Genomic DNA, 13,088 nt, shown 5'->3' on the forward strand with positions numbered 1-13,088 from the left:
TTCAACATTGAAAACAAGAGGCAGCCTTTAATTATAAATGGGGAGTCATCCCAACCGTCTCGCGTGGAGATAAGGGAACTCCAGTGCGCTATTCCGGCAAAAAGTGTCATTAAAGCGAGTCAGAGGGAACTCCAGTTCGCTATTTTGCTTTTTGAGTAGAAATTCAGCGGTTTTCGCAGAAATAAGACCCTGTAGTTCCGCTAACCCCCGAGCATCCCTGCTATTTGCCCAAATAGCGCCCTACAGTTCCCTTAGGAGGAGCTGTCGCTTGAAAGATGCTCAACTCTCAGGGCGGCGAAGCCGTTTTCTCACATCCAAGCCTAAATTGCTGCTTCAGCGGGTTACGCTGATGTCATCAAAGATCGCTTTGGTATTCGCATAGACACGAGCTCCAATTTTGCCGCTCGCAAGCGCGCTGTCCGTGGTGCTGATTTCCAAATTACCGTCTTTGTAAATTGAAATGGAACTGCCATTGACGACAATTTTGTAAGTATACATAGTGTCTGCTGCAATACTGGGGTTAGTGAAACCCAGAACTGTTCGTACGCCGTTCACTACTTTGAGGAGTTCCATCTTGCGGCCGGTTTTATCGTTATTTTTCAGAAACAGCACATAGTAATTATTGTCGTCCGTGTAGCGGAAGACCAATCCGGCATCCTTATTTCCATTTGTATTGTTGGTGACGTTAACTTTCGCTTCGAAAGTATAATTGGTCCAATCAGCATTCCCGGCGAGAGATAGGCTTTGCGCGGAATTGGCTTGACCGCTGTATTGGTTGCTTACTACACTCCAAGTTCCGCTGGTCGAGGTCCATCCATTGGCGTTGCCGTCGTTGAAATCATCGGAGAATAGCGTTTGACTGACGATCGGGCCTGTTTGAACGGTCGTACTAATGGCATCCGTGGACGTGTCCGTCGTATGGAAGTAGTAGGAGTGAATGCCGAGCGGAAGCTTGGTTGTATACGTATAGGCTTTGCCATCCGTGTAGGTGGTGTCGGCTGCATGGACCGGAGCCATGGCATGGACAACCCCATCGAGGACTAGCTCCATGACGAAAGGCGCTTGGTTATCGGCATCCGTATAGGTGACGTTAAAGGTATAATTGGTGTTAAGATCTCCAGATGCTGCATTTACGCCTGCCGAAGTCAAAGTTGGTGCGGTTCCGCTGTTCGTATTCGATGCTTTAATTTCATCGATCAGCAGCTCGCCATAAGTGACTGTATTTTGTTTGAGCCATATGGACAACGTGACAGCCTTTTTATTGACAGGGTATGCTAATCCGTTCAAATCAATTTGGAGATCTGTCCACGAAGCAGGTACTGCTGCCCAGCCGCCGGTCAGATTTTGTGTTCTAGTACCGTCATTCAGTTCAATTTTCATTCGCATATCCGAGTAACCCGGATTCTTCATTGCGAAGTTCAAATAGCGATAGCCTGAGACGTCAACAGCATCATGCCACGGCTGGAACTTGGCGGTTGAAGCGACAGCGGTCGGAGTTTGGGTGAATTTACCGACTTGCTTGCTGTCTACGGTTGTTCTGCTGAAGGTACCTGTTCCACCATTCTGATTATACCAGTTTACCCACTCGCCATTACCACCGATGGAGCCCCAGAGTCCTTTGCCGTTAAAATCATCATACAGCAGAGGGGTCGAAGGGTCAGGCAATGGTGCTGCAATCGTGTAATGCGTTGAACTGTAGCTTTCATTGCCTGCCGCATCGATGCCTCTGACGTCAACTCGCTTATTGGCATATGCGCTCGACAAGCTTTCGTCAATCGTGGTTGCGTAGACGGCGCCGGAAACGGACATCGGAAGATAGGAGCTTCCAGATTTATAAGTGATTGCAGACAAACCGTTTGCTGGTCCGGCAAATACGGTTACATTTCCACGAACATAGTCACCGATAACGGGTGATAGAATCGGCAGCGGGATCGGGTTCGTTCCGGCTGGGGAAGTCGTGCTAGTCGTTGCGCTGAGCCCCATGATCGTATACAACAGTCCTGCTTGAATACTGATGCTGAATTCGTTATACCGCCATTGGTTGGTGTCGTCCGAGTACAGGGAGCGATCTTTGTACCAAGGGCTTACACTTTTCATATCCTTCGTATCCTTCATATTGGGTCCGCTGACCATAGCCCCAGGGATGATGACGCCTGTACCCGTAGGGGTATTCGACTCTTCATCGAAACGGGTATGCAAGAAATCGACATAGTCGGTGCCAATGCCGGAAACCCAACTGATATTCCAAGGATTTTCACCGAATATCCAGTACAGTCCTTTCTGCACGGCACGCAGCGCTGCGGGATCATGGAAAAGCTCATAGTATCTTAATGTATCGCCCAAGTAAGAGGCATGAGGTTCATTGACGCCAAAGTTTTTGAACTGATTAAACACACTGTATGGCGTATCATCGGAAGTTGATATAAAATAATCGACCTGTTTTTTCAATAAATTTTGAATAAGAGGTTGGGTTGCAGTGCCAGCAACAGGATAGAATTCCGCCAAAGACATAGGACGCATATCCCAATAGTTCGTTGAAGCAAGATCGTCAAGAGTGAGTACGTTAATTTTGGCAATTGCCGCATTCTTATAGCTGATGTTATTGGTGAGCAAATAAAGCTCCACATCAGCGAGCAGCATGGAATTGTCAATGCCGCCTTTGGTCGTATAAGAGCCTACTGGATCATTCGGATGGGCAAGCACGTAGTTGTAGAAGACCTCTGCGGCTGTTTGGCATTTGGCTGCAAAGGATGTGAGTGCCGCTGCTTTGGAAGGAGTAATATCTCCCTTAGCGATAGCGATTTGAATTGCACGTGCAGTTGCCGCTAGCGTTCCTGCAGACTTGGCAGAACCGCCAATCCCATAATCGCTGAGTACGCGATCATCGGCTGTGCCGGATACATTATCCGTTGCTTTCTCCGGATGCACGAAGCTCGCGTTGTTCTTCAGATTGTACATAGCCCCGCCAAGCTGGTCAGCGAATTTGATGACATATTCACTGCCAAAGATGGCTTCATCAATCAGGTCGGGAATGCCATTGCTGTCATTATCGAATTTCACACTTGCCGCATCGGCATAGCGGACGTAGGCTAGAGCAATTTCAGCGCCGACCCATTGATTGCCGCCGTACTTGCCATAGTCGCCTGCATCGTACCAACCGCCTGTCAAATCATAATGCTGCGTACGATCAGCAGAGGCGGCATCGTCGAGATGTCCGGCAGGGTGGAAGACCTTAGCCGAAGGCGCCACTGTGCTGTAGTCTGCGGGATAAGCGTCGGAAGTGGCTACGCTGGCACGCATAATGCGATAGAAAGCTGTCATCTCATCCTTGTAGTTGTTCCAGATATTCGGTTGGATCGCGAAGGGATAGGAGGAGATGCCGTTTGTTTTGACCGTATAATTGTTGCCCGTCGTTGTAATCGCAGTGAAATCAATGGAATAAACATGCTGGTTCCATATGACTCCTTCGTCTTGCATCGTGCCCGAGGCCACGACCGTAGTCCCGTTCAGAATTTGATAAGTGGTATCGGTTACCGCCGTTGTCGACGTCACCTTGGCATTTTTGAAGTCATTCGCGCTGTAACCTGCCTGACTGACAACGACATCAATGAGCTGTTCGGAATTAACGATAAGAAGAGACTGGGCGGAGGTTGCAACTTCAGTGGAGGTAGCATCGGTCGTACGGAAATAGTACGTATGGGTACCTACCGGCAGCTTCGTAGGATATGCATAATTTTTACCGTTTGAGTATGTTTTATCGCTGCTGTCGACTTCTTTCATGTCATAAGCTGTGTCATCGATCACCAACTGCATAGCAAACGGCGCTTCATTGTCAACATCTGAGTAAGTTGCAGCGAAATTAAAGCTTGTATTCTGATTGTAGGTGCCTGTCGAATTGGCAGTCACACCGATAGATGTCAATGTTGGCGCCGTACCCGTGGACGCGGTAGTCGCTGTAATCCCATCGATCAGGATCTCGCCATAGGTGCCGCTTTGCTGTCTGAGCCAGATTTCGAATCTAGCTGTAGCTTTTTTGAGGTTGGGAGCTATCGTTGCGAGATCATACTGGCTAGTCGTCCAAGAAGTCGGCACAGCTACCCAGCCTGCTGTTAAGTTATAGCTGGCCGTCCCGTCATTAACAACTATGCGAATGCGAGCGTCCGCGTATCCCGGATTTTTCATCGTAACATTCACATAACGATAACCGGATAAATTGATAAGTTCATTCTCAGGCTGGAACTTGGCCCAAGATGAGCTTGTCGCTGGGGTTTGTGCGAACACGCCAACCGTCCGGGAATCGATGGTCGACTTCGTGAAAGTACCGGTTCCGCCTGCTTGGTTAAACCAATTCATCCAGTTTTTTTTGAAAATACCTCCACTGGCAAAATCGTCATAATTAATGGGATTGCCAGGTCCCGGAAGCGGTGCTACGGCAGCGGAAGAAAGACCAGGAAGAGCGATAAGGGCGTTGAACACTAAAAGGAAACCTAAGCAAAGGGCTAGCAACGTTCTTGCTCTTTTCTTACTGCGAATCGTTGGCAACATGAATAACCTCCATTTTCGTATTATCCAAAACACTTGCGAACGTATCGTGCTTGCCTTGCAGCAAACCCCTGACTTTATGGATCCCCCCTTTCTTTGAAATCGCTGTCATTTTGATCATAGTGGAAGAACTGGATGTCAGCCATGATATATCATGGTCAATGTGTGATCAATGTTAGCCAAATGGTTAAGCACCCTTATGGATGCGGCTAATCACCTCTTTCATATAGGAGATGCTATCGCTAAGTCCGCCATCTAATGTAGGCCAGTGGCATTCAGCAGAAAGCTTGCCTGTGTAGTTGATGGCTTGTAATACCTCACATAACCTTTGATAAGGATAAACGCCTGTTCCAGGGGCATGTCTTCCCGTATCTGCAAGATGGATATGAGCGATCCAATCCTTGTGTGTGAGGATCGTATCCAGAGGTTCTTTCTCTTCATCCATATGATAAAAGTCGGCAAGCACCCTTATCGTTGGGCTATTGATTTGCTTCGCCAAATGAACGGCCTCGGCTATGTTGTTCATCAAATTGGATTCCTTGCGGTTCAGCGGTTCCAGCGTCAATGTAATGCCATTTCCTTGCCATTCTTCTGCGATCCAGTTCAGCAGCTCCAACATCTGAGCTTCAGCTTGCTGAGGCTCCCAATTCTCAGGGATCATGCGGGCTTTGCCGCTGCCAAGCACAACAACCTCCACACCGATGCGGCTTGCCGCTTCTCCAGCCTTGTTGACGTAGCGCCGGATTCTCTCACGATCCACTTGCGGACCTACCAACTTCATGCCGTCTGGCGCGAAAATATTCAAGGCACGCACGGGAAGCGGGGAATTGACATACAGGGGAATTCTCTCCGCTAATGCTCGTTCATCCTCAACTTGCAGGGATGAGAGAGCACATTCCACATAATCCAATCCATGAGCCGCAAGCAGCTCCGCTTGTTCAATTCCTGCACACCAACCGATTTGATTCATGTCGCATTCCTCCTTGAGATGAGTGCTTTCATGTTCATTGTAATAAGCATACAAACGTGTGGAAATGGTCAAAGGTATTGAATGATGTCATACAGTACGATTGCGAATATGCATAAAACCCTTTGTTGTTCAAGGGTCTATTCGTACGTATACTGGAAGTAAGAACATCGGGGAGCTGATGAACGTTGGTGAATCGGAATATCATAGACGAATTGAGCGAATATGTAGAGCTGCGTTTAGGCAGCATCGGCACGGCTAGTCATGATAAAGGCTGGACGGAGGCAAAACAGCATCCTGACTACGATATTTGGCTGGTGACTAACGGTGAAGTTGAGGTTGATGTTCAAGGCGTCATGTCTGTGGCAAAAGAGGGGGACATCGTTTTTTTTAATCCTGGGGTGGCCTATACGGCATCTTGTTCCCAGAATTCCTGCAGTCACATATTTGTCCACTTTGATTTCTCGTTGGGTGAACGCTTTAACTTCCTGAATGAGTTTGATCTCATGGGTGTTATTAGCGGGGCCTGTCTGACTAAGGAGAGGGAGTTATTCAGAGAGGCCTTCAATGCTTACCAGAACAGAGAGACGATGGCGTCATTAATGCTCAAAGGCTTCTTCCTCGCATTGTTAGCCCGTCTTTTATCGATTCCGAAACACCCTCCGATAGGGCTGCAGGGAGCGGAACTACACTCGAAGCATTTTACCAAGCTGGTTCCTGTGCTGGCGTATATTGAGGCGCACATCGGAGAGCGCATAGCGGTGGAGCAATTGGCTGAGATGAGCGGCATGTCGCCCAAATATTTCTATGCTTTTTTCAAAGCCCAAATGGGCGTGACCCCTCAAAATTATATGACGCGTCTCAAGCTGAATCGAGCCAGGGAATATTTGTACGAGGGGAAACTGACCGTGAAGCAGATTGCCTATCAGCTTGGCTTTGCTGATCCGTATACATTTTCTAAGATATTTAAACGTTTCCATAAAATTGCGCCGTCCAAGTACTATGGGCATACGTAGCATTTGTAACACAATTGGAACATTCCTGTTACAGTCCTCTAACATTGGTGAGGTATTATAATAAACAAGACCCCCCTTTTTTAATATAAACTTTGGACCTGGCCCCGTTGGCTAGGTCCCTTTTTTTACAGCAGGATATTTTCCTAAATAAATCCAGATCGAAAACCGATATATACCTTAGTATGATTTGGAAGGGAAGATAAACTTTATTATGAATATTAATGTAAATTCCAATAATTCTGTTCAAGCGTATCGGCCGAGTGCTCCCAAAACGGATGCATTGGATACACAAATCAAAGATTTAATGCAGCAAACAGATAAGTTGCAGGAGCAAATTCAAAATGTTCAGGCTAATAAAGAACTTAACGATAAGCAACGCATGGTAAGGATTAGTGAGATACAAGAACAAATCCAGCAAGTAGAAGCGCGAATTAGTCAATTAAGATTAGAGAAGTTAAATAAGCAGCAAAATGAAGCGAAAGAAGCAGATAAAAATATAGTTTCAAAAGATGATACGAAAATGGATGTTATTTTAAAAATCGGTGTTAACTTTGACAGTATTAAGGCAAGCAACAAAATGAATGGGCAGCTTGAGCGTGAATCCAAAGATAACTTAAATAATGTAAAATCAGATCGTTTGTATCTTAAACTCGCTCCTGCAGTAACGGATAGACTTAATTATGATATTGATCGAGTAGTGATGACTGAACATGCGGAAGCAACGACTATAAAGAGTAAATTAGAAATCGTTAAAGAAAATGAAGCAAAACAAGCTGTGATAAATAACAGTATCAGTAAAACATATGCTAAAATCAAGGATACCATCGAGCAAATTCAAACTGAGGATAAGAAAGACATCGGGGAAGAGGACACAGATAAAAAAAATGAAGATGAGGTTAAACAGGTTGTTATTAAGAAAATAGAGGTTAAACAGATTGACATCAGAATTTAAAATGGTGGATCTACAACCCCCACCTTTTATGATTATGTTGGTTGGCGATTGGGCAAAAAGAGGCTAACTCTAAAGGTTGAAAACCTAGAGAAAGCCTCTTTTGTTATTTCCAGATGGAGCGAAATCTTACTGGGCGCTCCCCAATCCCCTACCGCTCCGATCGATAGATCTCCTTTACCAAGCGATAAGCGAGCTTAGGCTTGCGATACTCGTTGAGCAAGCCTTTATTGTTAAAGCTCCGCGCCCGATCGCGGAAGTACGGGCGATCACTGCGCACGTCGACGCGAATGTCGGCGAAGTGCCAGATCAAGGTGCCGACGATGCGCGGATCGGCACGGAAGATCTTCAGTGCCTGTTGCACGACATCAGCTTGATAATCCTCGCTGAATAAGCGCGGTTCCCAGCCAGCGTCGCCAAAGATGCCCGCGGCGCCGAATTCGCTCATGATGACCGGCTTGTCGCCGGCACCTTGCGATTCGGCATTCCGATAATAGGCCTGAAGCATGTCGCGGAATCCGTCGACGCTGCCTTCGTACCAGCCGTAATATTTGTTGATGCCAATGACGTCGAAATAGGACAGCACGATGTCTTCAACGGGATGCATGGTCGCGTAAGTAACCAGACGGCTGTCATCCATGCTGCGTATTTGGCTGACGAATTTCTTCGTAAGCTCCAGGGCTTCATTCGTACGTGTATCGATCTCGTTATGTGCCCCCCAGAAAATAATGGACGGATGGTGATAGTCGCGGCTGATCATCTCGCCGAGCATATGGACGCCGCGATCCGTGAAGATCGGGCTAGCCAGTGTTTCGGTGCTCATGAAACATCCCCACATCGGAATCTCACTCCAGAGCAGCATGCCATGCTCGTCGAGCAGATCGATCCAGAACTGACTTTGCGGATAGTGGGACCCCCGAACGATGTTGCAGCCCATATCCTGGAGAATAGCCAGGTCCTTCAGCATGAGTTTAGGCGGGAAAGCGAATCCCCACTCCGGATGTTCCTCGTGCCGATTCACGCCTTGCAAATAGAGCGTTTTGCCATTGAGCAGAATTTGCCCATTCGACACTTCCAACGTGCGGAACCCGGTGCGGTCGATGAGATCGTCTTCACCTGCGCGAATCGCAAATGTATACAATTCAGGTTGTCCTACGTCCCATATGCGAACGTTCGCCAGGCTTCCGCGCAGTGTAAGTTTGGAGGATTGGCCTGCTCTAATCTGGACAGTTGCTGTTGAGAAAATAGCCGCCTCTGTGGAGACGTCGATTTCAATTTCTTGATCTGCACAGCTAAGTGAGTTTAATTGGACGTGCAGCTCAACATCGGCTGTATGGCCGCTTAATGTATAATCGATTTTCAAAGAATCAATATAGACATCAGGCAATTCCTGCAGTTCGACCGACCTGATAATACCTCCATAAGAGTACCAGTCTGCCACATCTGTAGGCAGTGTCTGCCAATCCAAAGTGCTGTCGACACGAATAATTAATTCATGCTTACCCTGCGCAAGATGAGGAAGTACAAGCGCAAACTGGGTGTATCCACCGAAATGATAACCTAGATGCTGACCGTCTACATAGACATCCGCATGATGAAGTATCCCTTCAAAAATGAAGCGAAGATTAGCTTCTTGTGTGGTGTCGAAGTAAGTACGGTACCAAGCGGCACCGATATATTCATAGAGGCCAAGTTCATTATTCCAACATGAGGGTACGACAAGCTTTTGCGACTGTGCGGGGAATTGCGTGTACCACTGTTCGGTCAATCCGATTTGACCAGGATCCGTGACGAAATCCCATAATCCATCCAAAAGTCGGGTATGGCGAAGGTGATGCTGGTGAAAAGTACGTATCACAGGAAAATCCCCTTTCATGTATGTTTAGTACAGAGTATCATGGAACTAGTGCATTATATATGGAGAAAGTAGTTTGATATTTGTCAAAATCGCTTTGAGAATGGTGGGCCATGGAAACAAAATCACACCGTATGTACCATCTTCGTTTAACCTATGAGAAGCTGCCCGTGCCAGGTTGGAAAGATATTCGCAACATGACGGACATCCATTCGTTCTACTGGATAATGGGCGGGGAGGGCGAATTCTCTCATTCCCTGGACGAGAGGCCGATCCATGTGCAATCCGGCATTCTGCTTTACTTGAAGCCCGGGTTTACATTAAATATGGTTTCTTCGGTAGAGCACCCTCTCCATATCCAAATGCTTTTATTTGATGTGCTGGATATTCCGTATGAGAATCAGATTTGGCAGCAGCCAATCGCTGTAGATTCGCTTCATCTTCCTTTTATCCAAACGTATTCCCCGGAACAGGCGGTCTGGATTCACGAACAGATGAAACTAATAGGAGCAACGCCCAATGCAGATCCGCAGGAAGATCGGGCGGAATTCCAATATCATTTGTCAAAACTGATTCAGTATATGAATTCTTCGTCGGATCCCTACCTGAAGGCGTATCAGGAAGCGAAGTTCTGGATGGAAACCTGCTATAACCGTCCTCTGCGAATGGAAGAAATAGCTCGTACGCTTCATGTTTCTGTTTCCCAATTACGTAAGCTTTTTATGCGTCACTTAGGCATTTCTCCCAAAGAATATTTGAATAGAATCCGAAATGAGAAGGCCAAGACACTGCTTCTTCTGACAGAGGAGCCGATGAAAGCCGTGGCGGATGCCTGTGGTTTTGCTGATGAATTTCATTTTGGCAAAATGTTTCGTGCTTGGAATCAGATTTCTCCGGCCCGTTTCCGTGCCTTGCATAAATGAGCTAACGTTTTTTTGGATGTGGCGTGGTAAAATAACGGTGATATCGATATGACATGGAAAAGAGGATGTTCAATGGGTTCAGAAATTGAAAGAAAGTTTTTATTGCCAGCCTTCCCCACGGAGGAATTGAATCGTGAAGAAGTAAAACTAGTATCCAAACAATATATTTATCAAACGTATTTGGCGTTTTCCGAAGATCAGGAAATCCGTGTTCGTCACTTGGTGGATAGCTCAGGCTCCGACTATTTCACGCATACCTTCAAGTCAGGGCATGGGCTCGTGCGAGAAGAGATTGAATACAGCATTTCGGAATCTGTCTACAAGCAGTTGTTGGAGCGCACAGGTTTAATTCCGTTGGAGAAGATTCGCACGACACTTGCATATAAGGAATTGCAATTCGAAATTGATGAATACAAACAAGTAGATTTGATGGTGGTGGAAGTGGAGTTCGACGATCTAGGAGCAGCGCAGCGCTTTGAAATACCAGCGTGGTTCGGGCGTGAATTAGGCCAAGAGGAAGAATTTCGCAATAAATCGATGTGGGTGGCCTTACAGAAGCAGGACTTATAGTTTCAGCAACATGTCTAGCAGAACATGAAACATACACAGCTTGTAAGGTTGAATTTGATCCGAACCTTGGGATCAAATTCGGCCTTTTCCATTTTGTACCGGGTAATTTTTTACAGATTCCTAACAAATGTAAGGCTCAAATGTTAGATTACGTTAGCTAACTATTAGGAAAAATAATGTTTAGCTAAGATTTAAAATAGATTTTAAATAACAACTTTTAGGTAAGATGTGGTTACTGAGAGGTGACCATCTATGAATTTGAAGCACTATTATCGCCAGCAGTTTCTCGAATTAATTACACAATTTGAACATCATTGGGAGGAGGACCCGTTATATCACTATGGTTTTCGTTGGCATTCGGAGACGAATTCCTCTTACAAAGAAATATTTCAGATTTCTCAATTTCCTGATGAAACGCTGTATATGATTTATACGATTGAACTTCCCGACACTTACAAGCAAACGAATATTCACGATGTGGTCAGAAGTGCTTCTTCTCCCTATGAGCTGTCCATGTATTATTTTGCCGATAAAATTTTGTTGTCAGCTTGTGTATGCATTGATTTTTTGCAGCAGACATCGTTGGGTTTCTTGAATCAAGCAAGAGGAGAGCTTATTGATCTTGTTTTCTCGGCTATACAAATACAAAACATTTAACGAGATATTAGGGGGATTTAGTGATGAAAGCAACTATTAAAATGAAACTGCTTACCAGTTTTATTATCGTACTGGCGCTAACTTTTGCGGTAGGACTTGTAGCAATCATGAAAATGAATGCCATTCAGACATCTGCGATGAATGTTCAGGGAAATTGGCTTCCAAGCATTTTGAAAATCGATGAAATTAAAACGAACTTTTATGAAATCAGAGTGGGGCTTCACCAAATCATACTGGAAGATGAGCCGGATAAAATTGCTAGCGTACAAACGACCATAAACAAAAGTAAAGAACAATTAAACGCAGAATTAAAAGAGTATGCGGAACTTGTTAATCCAGGTGAAGAAACGACTATCTATAACCAACTTCTTCAGAATATTTCCTCCTATACAGGCCAAACGGACGCTATTATTCAATTAGCCATTAAAAATGAAGATAAACAAGCACAAGTCATCGTCGATCAAGTTCGCCCCTTCCGTGTGCAGATTTCTGATTTGTTAGAGAAATGGATTGTTTATAACAAATCAGGTGCCAAGCTGGAAGTCGATACAGCGGTTGACCAAAATCAGGAAGGAACGCTGATGATTCTTATTTTTGGGATTATTGCGATTGTTGTTGGGATTACGGTTGCCTTGGTGTTGTCTAGCAGCATTTCCAAAACGGTGCACTCCTTATTGTCCGTTGTTATGAAAGCTTCTGCTGGTGATTTAAGAGAGAAAGCATTGGTGAAAACGAAGGACGAGCTTGGTTCCTTAGCTCAATCTTTTAATGAGATGTTGGATAACTTGCGTGCACTGATTGGCCAAACCGTATCATCTTCGCAAAATGTAGCCGCCGCCGCTGAAGAAATATCGGCAACGACAGAGCAGATTGCCAAAGGCAGCATGCATCAAGCAGAATCGACACAAACGGTTAATCATCTGTTTAAAGAACTTTCTGTGGCTATCGATTCTGTCGCAAAGAATGCGGAAGTGGTTGCTGAGCTTTCGGAGAAAACAAGAAATGGCGCCAAAGAAGGCGGAGTTGCTGTACAAGCTTCTGTGACGTCAATGGGCAATGTATCCAAGCAAATGTCTTTACTTGAACAAGATGCCATGAAGATCGGGCAAATCATCGAGGTCATCGATGATATCGCAGATCAAACGAATTTGTTAGCCTTGAATGCAGCAATTGAAGCAGCCAGAGCTGGTGAACAAGGAAGAGGCTTTGCCGTTGTAGCAGAGGAAGTACGGAAGCTTGCCGAACGCAGTGGTGAAGCCACGAAACAAATTGCCATTATCATTAAAGGGATGCAAACCAACACGGATCTGAGTGTAAAAGCTGTATCCGAAGCTGCAGAACTGTCCGAGCTTACCGGCGTGCAATTTGACAATATCGTGCAAATGGTTGCGAACACCGCACAACAAGTATCCGAGATTGCTGCAGCAAGCGAAGAGCAATCCGCACAATCCGAAGAAGTGCTTACTTATATTCAAAATATTGCCGCAGTAAGCCAAGAGTCAGCTGCAGCCGCTGAAGAAACCGCCAGTTCTTCCCAATCATTAGCACAACTAGCCGATGAATTGAATCAGTCGGTATCGAATTTTAAAGTGTGAGGAAGAGGGGCCAT

9 protein-coding genes are annotated in these 13,088 nt (G+C 45.7%); 6 read left to right on the plus strand and 3 right to left on the minus strand.

Going from position 1 to position 13,088, the window contains the following annotated elements:
* Positions 1-333 precede the first annotated feature (333 nt).
* Entirely contained in the window at positions 334-4,545 is a 4,212-nt protein-coding gene (locus LOZ80_RS01025) for a glycoside hydrolase family 9 protein (protein ID WP_238169690.1), read from the minus strand.
* Between the two features lie 184 nt (positions 4,546-4,729).
* Positions 4,730-5,512, minus strand: a complete 783-nt coding sequence (locus LOZ80_RS01030; RefSeq protein WP_238169691.1) for a sugar phosphate isomerase/epimerase family protein — start codon at positions 5,510-5,512, stop codon at positions 4,730-4,732.
* Between the two features lie 188 nt (positions 5,513-5,700).
* Between LOZ80_RS01030 and LOZ80_RS01035 the strand changes: the two genes are divergently transcribed.
* Both LOZ80_RS01035 and LOZ80_RS01040 read left to right on the plus strand, forming a co-directional pair.
* Positions 5,701-6,525, plus strand: a complete 825-nt coding sequence (locus tag LOZ80_RS01035) for an AraC family transcriptional regulator (protein ID WP_238172873.1) — start codon at positions 5,701-5,703, stop codon at positions 6,523-6,525.
* 211 nt (positions 6,526-6,736) lie between these two features.
* Positions 6,737-7,477, plus strand: a complete 741-nt coding sequence (locus LOZ80_RS01040; protein ID WP_238169692.1) for a FlxA-like family protein — start codon at positions 6,737-6,739, stop codon at positions 7,475-7,477.
* A gap of 148 nt (positions 7,478-7,625) precedes the next feature.
* Here LOZ80_RS01040 and LOZ80_RS01045 read toward each other — a convergent pair whose 3' ends face one another.
* Positions 7,626-9,332, minus strand: coding sequence for a glycoside hydrolase family 2 protein (locus LOZ80_RS01045; RefSeq protein WP_238169693.1), 1,707 nt, complete (start codon positions 9,330-9,332; stop codon positions 7,626-7,628).
* Positions 9,333-9,442: 110 nt separating this feature from the next.
* Here LOZ80_RS01045 and LOZ80_RS01050 point away from each other — a divergent pair, with 110 nt between their 5' ends.
* From LOZ80_RS01050 to LOZ80_RS01065, 4 genes are all read left to right on the plus strand, one after another.
* Positions 9,443-10,252: a helix-turn-helix transcriptional regulator gene (locus LOZ80_RS01050; RefSeq protein ID WP_238169694.1), complete on the plus strand. Its 810-nt coding sequence runs from the start codon at positions 9,443-9,445 to the stop codon at positions 10,250-10,252.
* A 72-nt stretch (positions 10,253-10,324) separates the two neighbouring features.
* Positions 10,325-10,822, plus strand: a complete 498-nt coding sequence (locus tag LOZ80_RS01055) for a CYTH domain-containing protein (RefSeq protein ID WP_238169695.1) — start codon at positions 10,325-10,327, stop codon at positions 10,820-10,822.
* 252 nt (positions 10,823-11,074) lie between these two features.
* Positions 11,075-11,479, plus strand: coding sequence for a hypothetical protein (locus LOZ80_RS01060; protein ID WP_238169696.1), 405 nt, complete (start codon positions 11,075-11,077; stop codon positions 11,477-11,479).
* 23 nt (positions 11,480-11,502) lie between these two features.
* Positions 11,503-13,074: a methyl-accepting chemotaxis protein gene (locus LOZ80_RS01065; RefSeq protein WP_238169697.1), complete on the plus strand. Its 1,572-nt coding sequence runs from the start codon at positions 11,503-11,505 to the stop codon at positions 13,072-13,074.
* Positions 13,075-13,088 lie beyond the last annotated feature (14 nt).

The sequence above is a fragment of the Paenibacillus sp. HWE-109 genome (genome assembly GCF_022163125.1).
Taxonomy (GTDB): domain Bacteria; phylum Bacillota; class Bacilli; order Paenibacillales; family NBRC-103111; genus Paenibacillus_E.